Here is an 18,685-nt window from a genome sequence, read left to right as displayed (position 1 = left end):
TTAACTGAAATGAAGCACAAACAAATTATAGACAAAATAGGTGTCGGACAACTAGCCCAGGCAATAGAAGAAGACCTGATAAGGCTGATCAACTTGACTATGTCCTTAAAAAGAGGAGGAAGCATTAAGGATATACCATCATATGTTTTGCCTCTATTATTAACTCGCTGGGACTGTGTCCTGTTGGCGGAGGATGGAATAGCCATACATTATAAAGAAAAGGTTGTTTTAACGCTTGCAACTTTGCTTCATAAGTATGGATTGTCTGACAAAATAATTACTGATAAAGCTATTAATGCTATAGACCACCTAAATGAGGCGGTTGTTTTAAGCGATGACTTTTATAGAAAATCCCCTCAAATAAAGGACTTGCTACTCACAAAACCGTTGGAGTGGAAAAGAAGGCCAAAAATACCGAAAAACACTACTTTTTTTAGACCGAATGATATAGTGTCTATTAAGTTGGATGATAAATACTACGTTGCCTACATCCATGAATTAACAGGTGTAAATGAAAGTCCAATACTTGAATTTTATGACAGTGTCTTTGAAAATAAACCTGCCATAGAAGATATAACAGCGTTAAAAGCTAAAGGAGAGAAATATAATGACGGGAAAGTCCGTATAGCGCATTTCGCGATTTATGGTATGAAGTATCAGCCTGACTTTGCCAACCAAGTCCATCTGATAAGGGCTGGAAACCTTGAAATGATACCTGATAATAGCCATTTAGAAGAAGCAATTGGCCTTTTTACAGTCAGCGATTTATTTGCGATACAAAAGACGATAGAAAAGATGTTTGAAGAACGGTAGGTGATCCTGCTAGTGCACATTTTTATTTATCTAAACATACTCGATTCCGGTGTGTATTCGCTATCAGAGATTACTAAAGGGTTGTAAGTGATTAAAATTAAAACTAAAAGAATATGGGATTATTTTCAAATTTATTTGGTAAGAAAAACAGTGAAGAAAAAGATAGTACCGTTTTTTTTGCCCAGCAAGACAGGCTAATGGAGGAAGCTTCGCAGGATGCTCAAAAGAATTTTAAGTATTTCTGGAGAGAGTTATATTGGGAATATAGAAGAATAATTCCAGCCCTTGATTTTGCGATGGTGAAAATTCCGTTTGAACAGAAAATGGATGGACAGCCTGAACCAGTAGTTGAGCATATGTGGATTAACAATATCAACTTTGATGGAGAGACAATTATTGGTGAATTGGTAAATCAGCCCAATGACCTAACTAATGTTGCAAAAGGAGATGTTGTACATAAAAAAGTGAGTGAAATAAGCGATTGGATGTTTTCAATTCAAGGGAAAACCTATGGTGGGTTCACTATTCAGGTTATTCGTTCAGGAATGAATGATATGGAAAGGCAAAATCATGATGAAGCGTGGGGCCTGGACTTTGGTGATTACAATGAAGTTTTGTTGGCTTATGAGCAAAAGGAAAGGACAGAAAATCTGGTTGACCATCCGATGAGTAAAAACATGGCAGAGAAGCTTGGGGAATTTTTGGAGGAGAATCCAAATGAATTGACTGCTATAGACGAAAATGGACTTAATCTCCTGCATAAAGAAGCCATTGCCGGAAACAAAATTAGTATTGAAATTTTATTAAGATTGGGTGTAGATAAAACCCTAACATCCGGACATGGAAAAACGGCTCTGGATTATGCGAAATCAATGAATTGGGAGCACTGCACTGAAATATTGAACTAATAAAACCTGTAAAAGATCCAATCTTTAATAGTTATGGGCGTCTACACTAAAGCTACGAGCGACAGAGTGACGCCTATGCTAAAGCTTAGGACTACTCTTTAGTGTAAAGGTCTACGGTATTTTAATGGCATATAGTAGCGAACCGAAAATAATGCAAGAGACAGAACCATACTTTGAGCGTCAATACCAATTGATCAGGGAATCGAGAAGAGTCCTTTTCGATTATTGCAAAACAATATCCAATGAAGATTTTGTAAATCAAAACAGCTCTTTCGGGCGTGGCGGCAGTATTCGAAATCTACTCGTCCATATTGGCAACACTTATGAATATTGGATAATTAAGCATGCTCTGAATAAAGAGGTAAGCTTTACGCAGTATAAAGCCAAAAAAACCATAGACGAAGTGGTAGAATTATTTAGATCCATCGATAGGGAAGTGTTTGATTTCATTAATAGGTACGAATCTTCAAAATTTGCTCTATTTGATTTAAAACTAGATGGAATTACAAAGCGTATCACTGTATTTGAGCTATTTACCCATGTGATAACCCACGAATTTCATCACAAAGGACAAATTTTATCGTTGAGCAGACATTTGGGGTATACCCCGATAGATACTGATATTATTAGATGAGGTGATGACTATAAAAATCTAAAAGCCAGTTAACGGCACCGCTGATAGCGTGAGCTTTAGCTTGCATTTACCTTTACGCAACAACAGGAGGCGCATTTATGATAACGATAGATCAATCCTTCAGGTCTCTTATTTCAATTATCGCATTAGCCTGCAATGGCTACATATTCTTTGAACTAACACTTTTGATATTTGAGACATTGAATGCTGAGGAGAATTTAGGTCTTATACTCTTGCCATTCACTCTATTGATCCATTCAATGATTACTTTCTCGGTGCTTGGATTTTTTAATCTCAATAAACTAAAGCATGGAAACAAATACCTTTATGCGGCATTAACAGTCAGCGTATTAACTGTTGTTTTCACGTGGACAATTATTCCTTTTCTTCCTTTGATTATCGGCGAATTTGTTTTCTGGTTAACCATATATGGGATAATACGATACTTGTGGAATCTAAATGCCATTCCGGTAATAATAAATTTGATTATAATACTTGTAACAGGAATATTTCTTCATGGTCACATGTGAGCCGGTAGGTGGAGGCTAAGATTTGATCCTTGAACTAAAGAGTGCTGCTGGGGAATACCAAACCCCGTTCTGACCCTAAGACTGAGCCTCTACTCTTATTTACCCAATACCCTTTGAGTATTACTACTGTCAACCTCTGAACAGTAAGCTTTACCAAACTTTTAGAAGTTTTAGTAAAGCTGCGTTATCCCTGTAAGCTGCCATTCTAAAAATAGGTTTACCCGCCTGAAAGTAGATGTGCATATGACACTTTGTCTAAAGTGATATTACATAAGAGCAACAATAGGAACGGGAGAACAAAAAAAGCGATCCTGTATAGGATCGCCTGTAAATTATTTTAATTGTGCCAGGACTTATGCCGGATATTCCTCAAATATCTCCTCTACATATTCCTGTACCTCTGCCCTTACGTTATAAGGCTCTATATAATCATCAGCGCGGCCTCTCCAGACTACATTGTTGGTGTTTTGGTCTATCAGGTCAATGACTAGCGTACCTTCCGTGTACTGCACTCTGTCTACATCATACCCAACTACCCTGGTTACAGTGTTGTAATCATAATAGTAGTAGTCGTTGTAGTAAGGATCTATATAAATATTGGGTGCATAATAATCGTAAGTGGCGTACACCGGCTCCCTTACAATATTAGTTTCCTTGTCAAACATGGTATGGACTAACACCAGCAGATCGGGGTCGGTTCTGTCAAGGGTATATCCTTTCAGCTGCATTTCCTGGTTAACTTCTGATACAATGGCCTGATTTAGCTGCTCACCGTTATAGCGATGGTTGTCAATACTGTCTCCATTGGGCAACCATGCATATGTCTGGTATTTGTCAAGATCTACATTTGCTGTTTTTGTAGTAGTTATTGTAGGTCCGCAGGTAGCAAGTAGGAGCAGACAGGCAGGGGCTATAAATAGATTTTGAATTAGCTTTTTCATAATATTTTGAATTTTGTGCTTTGATCAATTTCTCTACCTATACCATCCCTAAAAGGATGCCAGCGCCATAATTTGTTGATATTCAGTTGTTTTTGTATAAAGAGTGTCTAAAGTATTCTACAATGCCATAGAATAAGGCTGAATGCAGTCCGCGAAATCATGTGCCAAAGATCTCAGAGAACTACTTGTCTTTTTTCTTTTTGAAAATGCCACCTATTTTGTCGAAGATATTTTTCTTTTTTTCGTCACTTTCCTGACTGGCTTTATCATCAAAGGTGGTTTTCTTTTCTCCATCTTTTTTGTTGCCGAAGAGCCACTCCATAAATACTTTGTCTTCTTTCTCAATGCCGCAGTCTATACCTCGGGCAACATAATCAGGCAATTCAGGGAAAGGAGCATAGCCTTGCTTTTTGAATTTAGGATCAGATTGCATTTTATGGAAGTATTTTGCGACAATAGGCATTGCCGTGCTGGCTCCTGAACCCAGGCTGGTGCTGCGGAAGCGTATGGCCGGATTGTCAGCACCTACCCAGGCGCCTACCACCATTTCCGGGTTATAGCCTATAAACCAGCCATCGGTATTGGATTGGGTAGTTCCTGTTTTACCGGCGAGCTCATGCTTCATATGGTATTTCCAGCGATAGCTGCCGGCCGTTCCCTCATTGACTACTGCCTGAAGCATGGTGTTCATGATCATCGCTGTTTCTTTGGTTATAATCCGCTCTCTTGAAAGGTCAGCCTTAAACATGTCGAGCATTTTACCAGAGTTATCAGCTACAGCAGTCAGGTATCTTGGCTTGACTACAAAACCACCATTGGCAAATACGCAATAAGCAGAAACCATTTCCATGAGGGAGATGTTTGCCGTACCTAATGCAATAGAAGGTACTTCGGGCAACTCTGAGTCTATACCCGCTTTTTGTGCAAGGGATATGGTAGCAGGGATACCTACATCTTCCAGCACTCGTATTGTTACGGTATTTACCGACTTTGCCAGGGCACCTTTAAAGGTGTATTTCATATCATATTCTTCTTCATCGGCATTGCCCGGAGACCAGTCTGCCAGGTTGGTATAGGTAACTTTTTCGCCTGAAATATACCTGCAAGGGTTCATCCCTTTTTCGAGCGCCGCGGCATATACAAAAGGCTTAAAGGTAGACCCGACCTGACGTTTTGTATTTCTGTTTACGTGGTCGTATTTAAAATACTCGTAATCGATACCACCAACCCAGGCCTTAATATCTCCATTTTTAGGATCCATGGCCAGTACACCTGTTTGCAGAAAAGTGAGATAATGTTTGACCGAATCGACCGGAGACATTTTTACTTCCTGCTCGCCTTGCCACTGAAATATTTTCATAGGTACTGGCTCTTGTAATGCTTTCATTATCTCTTTTTCCGACAGGCCTTTGTCCTCCAGGTGTTTGTAGCGGGTGGAGTTTTTCAGTGCCTGCGAAATTAATTGTTGGTTATTGCCCCAGGGGTCAGCATTGGCCCAGTGCTTATTAAATACAGCCTGTAGATCGGCCATATGCTTTTTCATGGCCTCTTCAGCATATTTTTGTAGTCGGGAATCAATGGTAGTATATATTTTCAGGCCATCAGTGTAGAGGTTGTACTGGCTGCCATCTGGTTTGGAGTGGCTTTCGCACCACTTTTCCAGCTCTTTACGAAGATGCTCCCTGAAATAGGTGGCAATGCCGGTGTTGTGGGTTATTTTGGTGTAGTCGAGTTGCAGGGGCAGCTTGCTCAGAGAGTCATAGGCTACATCAGTTATGTAGCCATATTTTGCCATTTGGTTTAGCACCACATTGCGACGTGTATACGAATTTTCAGGGTAGAGTCGTGGGTTATAGCTGTAGTTAGCTTTTAGCATGCCTATAAGTACTGCGGCCTCTTGTATATTAAGGTCCTTGGTTTTCTTATTGAAGAAACGGCGTGCGGCCATTTCAATGCCATAGACATTGTCTCCAAACGGTACTGTATTAAGGTAAAGGGTCAATATCTCCTCCTTTGAATAGAGAGACTCCAGCCTATGGGCGATAATGGCTTCCTTAACCTTGCTTACAGGTATTGACAGCATGCCGTGGTCCTTCCTGGGGAAGAGGTTCTTGGCAAGCTGCTGACTGATAGTACTGCCGCCTCCGGATGATCTGTCGAGCATGAGAAATGTTTTGAAGAATACCCTGGCAAGGCTCCTGTAGTCGATGCCTTCATGTTCAAAAAAACGGGCATCTTCCGTTGCTACAAGTGCATTGACAACATATTTGGAAAGCTCATTGTATCTTGCCCGGGTCCTTTCCTGGATATAAAACTTTCCCAGAAGTACACTGTCAGCGCTGTAGATTTCTGTGGCAGTGTTGTTTTCTATTTTTTTTAACGTGGCAGTATCAGGTAGTTTGCCAAATGCACCAAACTTTACAGAGAAGTAAAAGATCAGAAATGAACCGGCCAGGGTTAGTACGGCCAGCATAGCTACCTTAAATAGCTTTTTTGAAAGTGTATTTTGTTTTTTATTGCCTTTTTTTTGACGCTTCGTCCTTTTCATCACCTAATAATATATCACATTGCAATCAGGGTTAGATTGCTTAAATTCTTCAACTCTTCTTGACGATATCCTGGTATTGTAGCATTTTAATACGCGCAAATCCAGGTGCATTACTTCGTCTAACCGCTTTACATTGGTATTGGAGCAGTCCAGCACATGGAGATTAACCAGGTTGTCTAATGCATTCAGCCGCTTGATCTGGGTACCTGAGCAGTTCAATTCCGTCAGATTTTCTAATCCTGAGATGGCGTCCAGATTGTTCACCGGTGTATTGGAAATATCCAGTGTAGTCAGCTTCGCAAAGTTAGCCAAAGCAGAGATATTATTGACAGGACTCTTACTGATCTGGAGTTTTTCCAATGATTTGAATTCCTTAAGTGGTGTAAGGTCAGAAACTGCCGTCCCCGAAAACATCAGTTCTATAATATTTAAAAAGTTTCTTAAAGGAGACAGGTCACTAACCGGAGCCTCGGCAAACTGTACTACTTCCAGTTCGATAAGTTTGTGTAGCTGTTGCCTTGTAGGAGTACTGTTCAGAGTGGTCTGTGTAGAGAAGATACTTCTCCAGGTTGGGTCAAGATCTTCCCACCAGGCTTTAAGGTATTCAGTTTTGAATATAACCAGGCATTCTGGGTGGTTGTTGATGAACTGCTGAACGTGTACCTCGTTGACCAGTGTATGGTCTGCCTCTACTTCCCTTAGCCTGCTCAGGTTGTTAAGGTCATCGAGATTTGGTAAGTCTGTTTTGTTGGCTTTGAAAGTATGTAGCCTGTTAAGCGAAGCCACCGGGGCAAAGTTGTTTACTTCGGTTCCTGAGACATCCAGATAGCTTACGTTGCGTAAGCCTTCTAACGGAGATAAGTCGAAAACGGCAGTGTTGCTAAGTATAATGGTTTGCAGCTTGCGAAGCTTTGTGAGCGGCTCTATACTTTGTATGTAAAGATTGTCTGATATATTTATGGAATCCAGTGCGGTAATCTTTGCCAGTTCCTCTTTGGTCGGTTTCTGATTTTGAATATTAACAAATGTCTCAAATATGGTTTTCCATGAAACCGGCAGGCTTGTCCACCAATTTTTCAAGTCTTCAGACTCAAATACGACCAGTACACCAGGGTTTTCTGCCATAAACTCACTGGCGGCTTCTTTGGTAATAGCAGTTCTGTCGCAGTAGATACGCTCCAGTTCAGGCAACTCACTTAGGGAAGACAGGTCAGATACGGTTGTATAGTTAACAGAGATAATCTTTAGTGATTTAAGGCTGCTAAGTGCTGCCAGTGAAGCTACCGGTGTACTGTCGGCTTTTATGATTTTCAGTTCTTTTAACTCTGCAGCCGGCGACAGTGTAGTTACATGGGTAGAGCTGATATTGAGCTCTTCAAGAGTTTTTACAGGTTTTAGCACGTCGATGCTCAACAGCGGAGTATATGCTAGTTGCAGGTTCTTTAAATCTGTAAGACCAGCAACGGGGCTAATGTCAGCTACTTCGGTCCCGTTAAGGTTTAACGACTGTAGTTTACCCAGTCTTTTTATTGTACTAATATCCCTGACAGGCGTATTTGTCAGCTCCAGGTATCTCAATGCCCCGGCATATTTAAGGGGCTCCAGGTTATCTACCCGTGTATTTGAGATGTTAAGCTCTTCCAGCTTAGTCAGATTTCTGATGGGTTTCAGGTCGCTGATGCCTGTACCTGAAATATCCAGCCGTGTGAGGTTAGATAGCTGCGAGAGTGGCTCGATGTTGGTGATGTATTGGTTGCCGGAAATGTCCAGCTCACTGATTTGGGATATATTTTTAATATCACTGATCGTAGCGCTGTCAATCAGCTCTACTTTCCTTTTAAAAATAGCCTTCCACTCATAGGACAGGTCTCTCCACCATCGGCTAAGGGCTTCTTTCTGGCTGAACTCATTAGTATAAATACTGGCAATTTTAAGGTCCTGGGATTCAGGTTTCAGATTAATCTCGATAAATCGTTTTTTGGTATTGTTTACGGAGTCTCCTTCGATGCCAATTCCTTTTAAATTCCGAGTTAGTGATACCCTGAAGAACAGCTCGCCTTTGTCATTTACATAATGGCTGATATCTTCAATATTAAAGTCAAACTTTACTCCTTTGAAGAAGAAATCGACATCCTTCAGATATGCCTGTACATTTTTATAGGTGATCACGTCACGCGCTTCGTCCAGATCATCCTCGATCTGCACTTTTTCGTCTCTGAATATTTTGGTATAGCTCTGGTTAACGATCACGTCCTTATCACGGGCAGATGTAGACCTGTTGCCCAGTGTGTTGAGCACATATTCCAGGAAAGCGACAATATCTTTTACTTTTGCCTCATGGTCGGCAATTTCTTCCTGCTGCAGATTGCTGCTTTGAGCGGCTACACTTGTTGAAAAGCCAATAGATACCAGGAAAAGGCATGCAATATACAGGGGTTTACTGATCTTCATAGTAAATATACTTTCTCAAAAGGTCCTTGTCCTTATCAGCAACTTTAATAAGGTCAGATATAAGCCAGCCCGTGTTGTAGCCGGCTCTGTTAAATTCTGATAATTCGAAATACCACCCGTTCACCTGGAAGAAGTGAAACTTCACGTTTTGTATGGTTTTAAATTTCAGGTTACCGTTTTTAATTTCGTAAAGAAACAAAGTAAGGTAATCAGGGCGGTAATCTTTAATGGTAAACTGAGTCGCTGTGGAGGCGTCATCCAGTGCTTTGCGTAAGTTCATGAAATCGAGCTCGTGACTTAAAGGGTGCAAAAACTTACCCAGGGAAGTGTCTTTTTTCATGTAATCGCGAAAAACATCGGAATAGACTTTATAGATCACCCATTTATAACCCAGCTTCTCCTGCTCCAGCTTCATAAAAAGTATAAATGTTCTGTCCCGTCCTTTGTAATTAAATGTAGTAGTTACCTGCGAAAACCAATTATCGCCATGAAAATCCAGTGTGATGGGGTTGGTTTTGTTAGTAACATGCTCAGTAAACTGGGACTTGAGCTCATCCTTAATATTTCGGTTAGAGGCGTCAAATAAAATGCTAATATACTTTTTACGGAGCTTTGGGTCGCGGTATTCTTTATCACGGGCATAGTATCTCTCACCTTTTTCATCCTCTTCTCCGTTGAAACGCCTGAAAAACTGATTAACCTGTTTGGTTTCTGCGTATAAACGGCTTTCATCATCCATATCACCCACAATCTGTGCCTGAGCATAGAGGGTAGGGAATACAATAGTTAAGCATAATACTAAAAAAGAGCGGTTCAGTAATTTCATGTGTGTGTTTTAGTATTGAGATATTGGTACTGAGTATTGAGGCTAAACATAAATACTATACATCGTACTTATCATTTTAGCTCAATACTCACTTGTTAACGACGAGTGCGCTGACTTTACCACATAAAACCAGTTATGAACTTAATACTTTGGCCTGATAAAGCTCATAAAAATTCTATGTAGTAGTTTCAGTTACTCTAATGTCGCCCAATAATACATCCCAAAATTCAATTGTTCTACCTTGAATCTGGGTTTTCTTTCTTTCGACGTAAATTGTGATGTCCTTTTTAGTAGTGTCTTTATAGCTCATGCCATCATCGGAAGTACCTTCAAAGCGCTGGTATATGGTTACAACTCCTACGTAACGGCCATCTGGCTGACGCTCAAGGTCACTGATATAGTGGATGTTATACCACTTAATGTTTACTCTGTCGTAGTTAAGAGCCATGAGTCTTTCAAAGTATTGGCGCACTTTATAGTAGTTTATCTCTTTGCTGTTTAGGGAAGAAACTCCCATCTCACTGCCTTCAGCAAATAACTCCTCTGCCCGGTCCATTACGCGGTTGGCCTCCGAGAAAGGTGTTTGCTTATTACCTATAATACTAATGTATTTGCTAAGGTCCCTTACTTTTTCCAGGGCCAGTGAATCGATAGCCTGTTTTCTTTCGGGGCTGATATTATCCTGGGCGGACACACCACCAATGATAAACAGACAGAAACAGGCTGCTATAATGAATTTTGATTTATGCATAGTTGACATTGATTTTTTCGTTATATCCGTATTATTTTCTCTTAATTAGCTCCAACTCCGTGATCCTGCCTGATGAATCGTATTGAAGATCTCCGATGTCATTGATATTTTTCTTCTGGTCTTTCAGGTAGTTGAGGTACTCCTTTATAGTAACAGGCCTGTCATAATCTTTCTGGCCATCTTCTTCGCTTATTACTATCAGCACCGGTACCTGGGGTGATGCGAATAATGTCAAAGCCTCATTGATAGTCTGGTTTGCAGATGTGGTGCTGCTTGCATTGGCAATAGCACTGAAATATGTTGAGAGCTTATTGGCAGGAGCTTCTGCTTTCTCACGGGCTTTTTCCCGTGCAAGCCTCTCTTCTTCAGCCCTCCGTCTTTCTTCCTCGGCGCGCTGCTTCTCTCTTTCCAATGCCTCCTGCTCCATTTTAGCCTTTTCTGCTGCAGTGTCAGTTACATCGCCTGCCTTCTTTTTACTTTTACAGCCGATTCCACCAATCATCATTATTGCCACAAAGGCAAATAAAAAAACTCGTGATGAGCGGTATATTGTGTTTGAAAATATTAGTGCCATAAGTGTTTCTCTGATTTTGATATGTCTTATTATTAATAAATAATATGCCAACAGGTCAGCATATGTTTATACGTAACAACTGCTGTTTTATTGGATCGATTGTGTATTATAAAAACGAATATCGTAGAAATTTATCTACAAATAAAACTTATAAATGAGGCTGTCTTTAAAAGTTATTGATTTTGGGAGTAAATGCCTCTGCGCCAGGGAAAAGACCAGAGCTCACAAACTCTTGTTTATAACTTTTAAGACAGCCTCGGGATATAGTCAGGGTCAAATATTAGTTAACCACAACTACCAGGTATTTGGATGAATTCCAGAATTTGTCAGGATCAAGAATTACCAGTTTTTCAATTTCTTCTTTGTCATTTACTGATAACTCGTAAGAACCTTCAGGGTGATTGGTAACTAACTCTACCTTTTTAGCGAATACAGGTATGCTATTCACCTTGGTTTTGTCAATTTTACTAAATGCCTTATCATTAAAATCACTTTTTAGCTTTTCGGTACGTCCAATGCCTAAAAGTCCTCCCTCTTTGGTAACCACTTTTTCATCTTCAAGATCTTTAAAAGTACCTATGGCTACGTAAGCGGTGTTAAGGGCCTCAGTCTGGTTTTCAATTTTTTCAGTCTGCGTGGCTATCCTTTCAGATTGCTCACTTTTAATGGTTGAAAGCGTATCTACTGTATAAGTCAGGTTTTCAACATTTTTGGCGAGCTGCTCTTTTTCGATATTCAGGTTTTCCAGATCTTCCTTCAAGGCCACAAGCTCCTCATCTTTTTCTTTTATTCTTCTGTTAAGGTTAGCCACCAGTCTTTTAAACTCAGCGCTATTTGTATTCAGCTTGCTTTGAAGTTCATCCATTTTTTTTCTGTTTTCGGCCATTAGCGTGTTGATCGCCTGAATGTCGTTAACAACGGCAGCTTTAGAGTCACCTTCTTTGTATTCCACATTATCAGAAGTGCTCATATTGATGTTTTCTTCCCTTTCCTTAATTTCTTTAAGATTAGCTTCGATGTCGTTGAATGTTTTCATGTACGCTTCAAGCTCGGTACTCAACTCCTGCTTTTGAGTTGATAACTCCTGGTTTTCAGCCGTGAGTTCGTCTACTTTTTTCTGATTACAAGCCACAAACACTGGGGCTAATAATAATACTGCTATATAGTTTTTCATCTTTTTCATTGTTTTTACATTTAGTTGTTAATTTTCAAAATGATACCTTTTAAGGTGGTATCGGGCCTTTAAAAACGGTTATATATAGTGGTCTAAAATTTTATCTCTGATTGCGCGCCTTAAGGTTGATGACAAACGAATTAGCGCATCCTCGTCCTTTTCAATGTATTCATAGATACCTATTTGGAACAGTTCTATGGCTACATCCTGATCCTTTTGTCCGGATACAATGATCACCTTGCAGTCATTACAAAACCCGTTTATAATTTTCAACAGCTCCTGTCCGCTGTAATGTAAATTGCCAGGATTACTCTCAAGGTTATAATCAAGAATAATGATATCAATGTTTTTTTCTAAACCATTCAGGCATCCTTGTGCCGAAGTGTAATGTTTGATATCAAAAGTCAGGTTAGATTCTGCTTTGACGAGGTGGTGTTGTATGTGTGCTTTCAACGACTCAGCGTAGTACTGATCGTCTTCAACTATAACTATCTTTATATTACTTATTAAGTTCATTCGTTATTATTTAGCATTCCCACTTTCGTTGGTTTGCATAATGCCAAATCCTGTTCCAAATAATGGCAAGATTGTAATTCACTGATTTTCAGATATTTAAAATATTGTTGTTTAAGAAAAACCTTTTCATTTTGACAATTTTTGTAAAATTGAAAAGTAATTTGTGTAGTAATTTCCTCAGATGGCCTCAGGAAAATGCGGAGAGGAATGATAGATTTGATTATACTTTTAAAAGGAAATTATGGGCATGAGTAAAATTCAAAAAGTTGATTTCAAAAATATTGATGATTTCCTGGACTATCTGCCCCGGGAAGAATTAGTTATTGTGGAGCAACTGAGGACTTTGATTATAGAAACGGTGCCGGAAGTGAAGGAGAAGCTGGCGTATAATGTGCCATTTTATTACCGGCATTACCGACTCTTATATATCTGGCCCGCGGGAGTTCCCTGGGGAGGCCTGAAATCTGGTGTTTCGCTTGGGTTTTGCTATGGAGCACAAATTAATGACGGAGGATACCTTAACAAGCAGGATAAAAAGCAAACAGCGAGTAAAAATTTTAAAAGTGTCCATGAGATCGACACTTTTATGCTACGAGATCTGATCTGTCAATCAGTAGAAATTGATAATGAACTTTTCAGTAAGAAACGAGATAAAAACAAATGATCAGTTAGTTTGATAATCATCAAGACGCTCAGGGTTCTGCCTGTAGTGGCTTAAGACCTCTTTTGCTTCCTCGGTGGAAAGTACTTTTAATTTGGCATTCTGAAGGGTTTCTTCGTCGGACATCATAGATCGAAGAAGAATCAGCTTGTAAGCTTCTTTTTTTGCACTAAGCTGGGGCTCATTCGGCTGATTGATTATATAATTTTCATACGCATTGGCCATGTGTGTCCATACAATTATTTCACCATCTACATTAGCTTCTCCTCTGAAATTTTTCATGGTTTCATCCAGTGTGAAATCATATACTTCGGCAAAAGTGGTATGAAACTTCTTTATTTTTTCTATTTGGATCTCTGTTAAGGTATTCCCAACTACAATGGGAGCCTCTGCAGTTTTTTCATTTTCAGAAGATCCGGTTCCTTGTTCTTTGGAGCCACATGCATTGCACAAAGTGATTGTAAGAATGGTGGCTAAAAAGAGTGTATTTTTCATAATGAATTTGATTATTGTCCTTGGTTGAGGCGTGCAAGGTAATGAATACCTTATGAACTTTGTCATTTTGACAAACCTTTATTCATCGTCATCAACTTTCTCATTTCGAAGAACGCGGTAGATGGTAGAATAACCAATATCCAGCTCCTTTGCAGCCTCTTTAATATTGTTTTCGTGCTTTTTAAGGTACAATTTAATGATTCTTGTAGTGTGCTCTTTCAGTGTCATGCCTGAAATCGGGGGGTCATAGAGCTCTTCGTTATTACTGAAGTTAATGTCATCTTCTGTAATCTCATTGTTGTTTGACATAACAGTGGCCAGCTCCACCACAGATTTTAGCTCGCGTACATTGCCGGGGAAGCTATAGTTAAGCAGTTTTTTTTGTGCTTTGTTAGTTAGTACAGGTATCTCCTGTTTGTTTTCTTTGCAAAAGGCCTGTATAAAGTATTTTGCCAGAATTATAATGTCCTTGTCGCGTATGCGCAGTGGAGGCATTTCAATGGTAAGGCCAAATATCCGGTAATAAAGATCTTCACGGAACCTGCCCTCTTTCACCTCCTTCAGTAAATTTTTATGTGTTGCTACTATAATGCGACAGTCGGTTTTTACTACTTTGTTACTCCCGATACGTGTTACTTCCTTTTCCTGTAAAGCCCTTAACAGCTTTGCCTGAAGCGTCAGATCCATTTCGCCAATCTCATCCAGGAACAGAGTGCCTTTATCAGCCTCTTCAAATTTACCTATGCGGCGAAAATTTGCTCCGGTGAAGGCACCTTTTTCATGCCCGAAAAGTTCGCTTTCTATCAATTCTTTGGGTATGGCAGCTACGTTTACTGCTACAAAAGGGAAGTTTTTTCTCGGGGAGTTATAATGAATGGCCTTGGCTGCAAGCTCTTTTCCCGTACCCGTTTCCCCGGTAATTGTAACACTAATATTGTTGCCAATAGCTTTTTCAATAAGAGTGAATACTTTCTTGATACTGTCACTGCTGCCTATGATACTATTGGCAAAACTGTATTTTTTCTGCACCTCTTTTTGAAGTATGGCAACTTTGGCCTGCAGGTGAGATTGCTTCCTGATGTTGTTTACAGTGTTGAGCAGTTTGTCTCTTATATCGCGCGATTTGACGATATAATCATAGGCACCGAGGTTTAGCAGGTTAACCGCTGTTTCTATTTTCTCCTGCTCGGAGATGATAATTACTTCTATGGCAGGGTTGTAGTCTTTTATCCTTTTCAGTACTTCTTCACCTTCCATATCAGGCAGGCGGTAGTCCAGCGTAACTACATCAGGGTTCTTACCCAGCTCTTCCAGGAAAGTTTTGGCGGCATCAAATTTACGGATTTCATAATCCGGGTTAAGGGAAAGGTTATGAGAAAGTAATTCCCGATACCACTCATCGTCTTCAACTACATAGATAGAAAATTTCGCCATACTCGTTTTTAGATCAACAAACGGCTAAAAATAAACCATTTATTGATTGTTAAAAACTTTATTGCTCTGATAGACCGGTTTAATTTTTCAAATGGAAATATGAATGCCGGTTCCGGGTTATTGCAGATCAATATCGCTTTGGCGCATCATCTCTTTCAGATTGTTATAAAGGTCATCATCTTTTTTAAGAAAATCAGAGGCTCCAAACCTCCTGAATTCCTCTTTGAAATTTTCCCATTCATGCATCTGCGAGATCACGATTACTTTTATATCAGGATTGTATTTTTTGATTTTTTCCAGCACATCATATCCTGTTAGCGTAATGTCATTATTTTCATCCAGGTAAAAATCCAGAATGACATAATCCGGGTCTTTTTTTATTTCTTTAAGGCAGTCTGAGCCATTAAGAAAGCCACTGGCTTCCATAGGTTGGTTAATTTCCTTGCCTATTTTACTTACATATGATTGTAGTATATTATTGAAGTACTCATCGTCATCGACAATAAATACTTTCAATGGAGAATTCTTTTTAACTGTATCCAACTTTTCGACTTCTTCTTGTTGTTTAATAATTTCCATAATCTATGCTGCTGATTCGGGGATGCTCTTCTGAATATTGGTAATCTCAGCTTCTATCACCGGTTTTATTTTTCCGTAGTTGTCGCTGACACTCCTTACCAGCTTATCTACTTTATTAAGGTCCTGACCTTCCTGGCTTTCATTTTCGATCTCCTTAAGGTCAGTCATCAAAGTGTTAAACCCAAGGTGGCGGCAAGGTGGAATCATTTTATGCGATTTGCCCCTTAGCTTATTCCAGTCCTTGATTTCTAAGGCGTTTTGAAGATCAACTAAGTCTACGTCAAAATTCTTGATGAAGATATTAAGCATGTTTACCACAAAAGCAGGGTTTCCATTAGATAACTCGTTAAGATCCTCCAGGTTTATAACATCTGCGGGGTTGCCTGCAGGGCTTTCTTCCAGGGGAGCTTCCTCGGTATCGATCCCGAGAGTTTCGGTTATTTTAAGAAAGAGGTTGTTTTGTGTGAAAGGCTTCAGCAAGTAACCGTTCATGCCGTGCCGGATGCAATTTTCTGCTTCTTCTTTGGATGCTGCGGCTGTTAGTGCAACTATGGGGGTGTGCTTGTTGTGTTTGCTTTCAAATTTTCTAATCTGTTTTGTCACCTCCAGACCACTCATTTCAGGCATTTGTACATCCATAAATATCATGTCATAGTCGTGCTCTTTGATATTGGCAATAGCCTGCTTTCCTGAATTTAGCAGGGTACTGTCTATTTTCCATTTGTCAAATATGACTTTTATGAGTTCCAGGTTAAATTCCTGATCATCAATAACCAGTATTTTTCTACCTTCCAGTGGAGTGTAGCATGCCGGCGCACGTTTTTGAGTTTCCTGAAGATTTTCCTTTTTACCCACTTTATACATCAGTTCTACTGTAAAGGATGTTCCTTTATTTTCTTCGCTGTCTACAGTAACTGTTCCGTTATGCAGGTTGGCTATTTTCTTTACAATAGATAAGCCAAGGCCCGTGCCGCCGTATTTTCTGGTAGTACTGGAATCGGCCTGTGCAAAATTCTTGAATATAGAATTGAGCTTGCCTTTAGGGATCCCTATGCCTGTATCGGAAACCACCAGCCGGAGTCTTACTTGTTCATCCACCATTTGCTCTTGACTAACCGTTACGGTAATTTGCCCTGACGGGGTAAACTTTATTGCATTACTTATAAGATTAATCAATATTTGCCTGAACCTAACAGGGTCTCCAAGTAATATCTCGGGGACATCCTCGTCTATCTTGTAGTTGAGTTCGAGATTTTTCTGCACTATCTGGTTACGAAAGGTATCAGCTACATCGCTGATGTTTTGCTCTACTGCGAAACAAATTTCTTCAAGAGAGAGCTGGCCGGATTCTAGCTTGGCATAGTCAAGAATATCGTTAATGATGGTAAGCAGATGGTCACCGGAGTGATGAATGCTCTTGAGATACTTTCTTTGCTCAGGGTTTAGAGCGGTATATTCAAGTTGTTCTGTATAACCTATAATTGAGTTGAGCGGTGTGCGTATCTCATGGCTCATGTTTGATAAAAACTCTTCCTTGACCCTTGCCAGCTTTTCGGCACGTTCTTTCGCTTTTTTCAGACGCTCCTTATTTCTTTGATTTCTGGAAATATCATTGATGATAATAAAAAGCAGTATGGCAAAAATAATGAGGGCAATGATCCAAGTCAGGCTCATGATATAAATGGCTTTATCGGTAGCTTTTTGGGCAGCCTCAGCCCGGTTAACAGATATAGTTTTTTCCCGGTCCTCAATTTTATTGGCCATCTTTCTTATCTCTTTCATAAGATTATTGTCACGTTGGGTGAGCGCCAGCTCCTGTTCCCTTACCGCTTTGATGTTCTCGCTCCGTTCCTGGCCAATCTTTGAAATGATCTGGCCAATGTCGCTGGAGTTCAGATCGTTAGGAGAGTTTGGGAGTGTGTACGGTTTTGACCTGCTTTGTTGAGTTGTGGTATCTGAAATGTCACTGGTTTCGGTCGCTTCTTCTGTCAGAAGTTCCTCCTGCGGCTCTTCCTGTACTTCCTGCGATTCTTCATTGCTGCCAAATATTCTTTGAAATATAGAGACCTTTTTCTCTTCTTGTTTGGGTTCAGGAATCTCTACTTTTTTAATACGGTCATAATTTTCGTCAGGGTCAAAGCTATTGCTTTTAACTATAGGTCGGGGGATCGAATCTTTTTCTCTGAGCCGGGCAATATTTTCAAGTACCCGTTCAAGCACCTCCTCGGCATCCTGATCTTTTTTGATATCAATGAGCTGCTTAAGTATACTGTACTTTTTCTCTATCAGCAGCTGCAGAGAATCTACCATTTTCAGCTGTTCCTTATTTTTGGTTAGTTCATAAAGGCTGTTGATCTTATTGTCTATCGTCGAGATGGACTCATAGAATGGTGTCAGGTTTTCAGATTCCCTGGTAATTGTGTAGGTCCGCACGCTATTTTCTGCATCGGAGAGATCGCTCAGAATCTCTTTAAGCGAGATAAGTTTGGGGTTGGGTTGCGACTCTTTTTTTATGGATACAATAAGCTGTGTAAGTGTGTCCTGACCTACAAATCCTATTACTGTAAGCGCCAAAAGTGCAAGGGCAAAGGTTAAAATGATTTTACCTTTCATAAAAATAGTTTGCTGAGATTGATAACCAAATGTGTAAACCTACCACAATATGCATTCCATCTTAAGGTAAACGCATTTTTTTTAATTTGAGGTCTTTAAAGTCTATTATTTAATTTTCAAATTGACAACGTTTTCTAATTTGAAAATCGTTGTAAGCATCCTGAATTTACGATTTTCAAGAAACTTGTAGCATCTTTTGCTCTTTTAGAACAATACAGGAAAGGAAAGGTTTCAAAG

At 39.8% G+C, this 18,685-nt stretch carries 16 protein-coding genes; 4 read left to right on the top strand and 12 right to left on the bottom strand.

What is annotated here, in order from left to right:
- Nucleotides 1-9: 9 nt before the first annotated feature.
- From LVD17_RS03665 to LVD17_RS03655, 3 genes are all read left to right on the top strand, one after another.
- On the top strand, nucleotides 10-813 hold the full coding sequence (locus LVD17_RS03665) for a hypothetical protein (RefSeq protein ID WP_233764822.1): 804 nt from the start codon (nucleotides 10-12) through the stop codon (nucleotides 811-813).
- Nucleotides 814-926: 113 nt separating this feature from the next.
- On the top strand, nucleotides 927-1,721 hold the full coding sequence (locus tag LVD17_RS03660; RefSeq protein ID WP_233764821.1) for a DUF2314 domain-containing protein: 795 nt from the start codon (nucleotides 927-929) through the stop codon (nucleotides 1,719-1,721).
- Nucleotides 1,722-1,872: 151 nt separating this feature from the next.
- The gene (locus LVD17_RS03655; RefSeq protein WP_233764820.1) at nucleotides 1,873-2,355 is read left to right on the top strand and encodes a DinB family protein; all 483 of its coding nucleotides are present in this window, start codon (nucleotides 1,873-1,875) and stop codon (nucleotides 2,353-2,355) included.
- Nucleotides 2,356-3,238: 883 nt separating this feature from the next.
- Here the strand turns inward: LVD17_RS03655 and LVD17_RS03650 are convergent.
- The 8 genes from LVD17_RS03650 to LVD17_RS03615 form a co-directional block, all read right to left on the bottom strand.
- Nucleotides 3,239-3,826 carry a DUF4136 domain-containing protein gene (locus tag LVD17_RS03650; RefSeq protein WP_233764819.1) on the bottom strand — a complete coding sequence of 196 codons (588 nt, stop codon included), beginning with the start codon at nucleotides 3,824-3,826 and terminating at the stop codon, nucleotides 3,239-3,241.
- A gap of 181 nt (nucleotides 3,827-4,007) precedes the next feature.
- Complete coding sequence (locus LVD17_RS03645; RefSeq protein WP_233764818.1) at nucleotides 4,008-6,374, bottom strand: penicillin-binding protein 1A; 2,367 nt, start codon at nucleotides 6,372-6,374, stop codon at nucleotides 4,008-4,010.
- Nucleotides 6,375-6,377: 3 nt separating this feature from the next.
- Nucleotides 6,378-8,825, bottom strand: coding sequence for a leucine-rich repeat domain-containing protein (locus LVD17_RS03640; RefSeq protein WP_233764817.1), 2,448 nt, complete (start codon nucleotides 8,823-8,825; stop codon nucleotides 6,378-6,380).
- Nucleotides 8,812-9,651, bottom strand: a complete 840-nt coding sequence (locus tag LVD17_RS03635) for a hypothetical protein (protein WP_233764815.1) — start codon at nucleotides 9,649-9,651, stop codon at nucleotides 8,812-8,814. Before LVD17_RS03635 ends, LVD17_RS03640 begins: the two co-directional genes overlap by 14 nt.
- Before the next feature lie 175 nt (nucleotides 9,652-9,826).
- A complete protein-coding gene (locus tag LVD17_RS03630; protein ID WP_233764814.1) occupies nucleotides 9,827-10,402 on the bottom strand; it encodes a hypothetical protein in 576 nt (191 codons plus the stop codon).
- Nucleotides 10,403-10,433: 31 nt separating this feature from the next.
- Complete coding sequence (locus tag LVD17_RS03625) at nucleotides 10,434-10,976, bottom strand: nucleoid-structuring protein H-NS (protein WP_233764813.1); 543 nt, start codon at nucleotides 10,974-10,976, stop codon at nucleotides 10,434-10,436.
- A gap of 280 nt (nucleotides 10,977-11,256) precedes the next feature.
- On the bottom strand, nucleotides 11,257-12,159 hold the full coding sequence (locus tag LVD17_RS03620; protein WP_233764812.1) for a Cbp1 family collagen-binding glycoprotein adhesin: 903 nt from the start codon (nucleotides 12,157-12,159) through the stop codon (nucleotides 11,257-11,259).
- Between the two features lie 69 nt (nucleotides 12,160-12,228).
- The gene (locus tag LVD17_RS03615; protein WP_233764811.1) at nucleotides 12,229-12,666 is read right to left on the bottom strand and encodes a response regulator; all 438 of its coding nucleotides are present in this window, start codon (nucleotides 12,664-12,666) and stop codon (nucleotides 12,229-12,231) included.
- A 247-nt stretch (nucleotides 12,667-12,913) separates the two neighbouring features.
- Here LVD17_RS03615 and LVD17_RS03610 point away from each other — a divergent pair, with 247 nt between their 5' ends.
- Complete coding sequence (locus LVD17_RS03610) at nucleotides 12,914-13,330, top strand: DUF1801 domain-containing protein (RefSeq protein ID WP_233764810.1); 417 nt, start codon at nucleotides 12,914-12,916, stop codon at nucleotides 13,328-13,330.
- Here the strand turns inward: LVD17_RS03610 and LVD17_RS03605 are convergent, their stop codons facing one another.
- From LVD17_RS03605 to LVD17_RS03590, 4 genes are all read right to left on the bottom strand, one after another.
- Nucleotides 13,331-13,822, bottom strand: coding sequence for a hypothetical protein (locus tag LVD17_RS03605; protein WP_233764809.1), 492 nt, complete (start codon nucleotides 13,820-13,822; stop codon nucleotides 13,331-13,333).
- A gap of 78 nt (nucleotides 13,823-13,900) precedes the next feature.
- Nucleotides 13,901-15,256, bottom strand: coding sequence for a sigma-54-dependent transcriptional regulator (locus LVD17_RS03600; protein WP_233764808.1), 1,356 nt, complete (start codon nucleotides 15,254-15,256; stop codon nucleotides 13,901-13,903).
- A gap of 117 nt (nucleotides 15,257-15,373) precedes the next feature.
- Nucleotides 15,374-15,835, bottom strand: coding sequence for a response regulator (locus LVD17_RS03595; RefSeq protein ID WP_233764807.1), 462 nt, complete (start codon nucleotides 15,833-15,835; stop codon nucleotides 15,374-15,376).
- Between the two features lie 3 nt (nucleotides 15,836-15,838).
- The gene (locus tag LVD17_RS03590) at nucleotides 15,839-18,448 is read right to left on the bottom strand and encodes an ATP-binding protein (RefSeq protein WP_233764806.1); all 2,610 of its coding nucleotides are present in this window, start codon (nucleotides 18,446-18,448) and stop codon (nucleotides 15,839-15,841) included.
- Nucleotides 18,449-18,685 lie beyond the last annotated feature (237 nt).

The sequence above is a fragment of the Fulvivirga ulvae genome (assembly GCF_021389975.1).
GTDB lineage: Bacteria > Bacteroidota > Bacteroidia > Cytophagales > Cyclobacteriaceae > Fulvivirga > Fulvivirga ulvae.
This window is presented reverse-complemented; position numbering and strand designations above follow the sequence as displayed.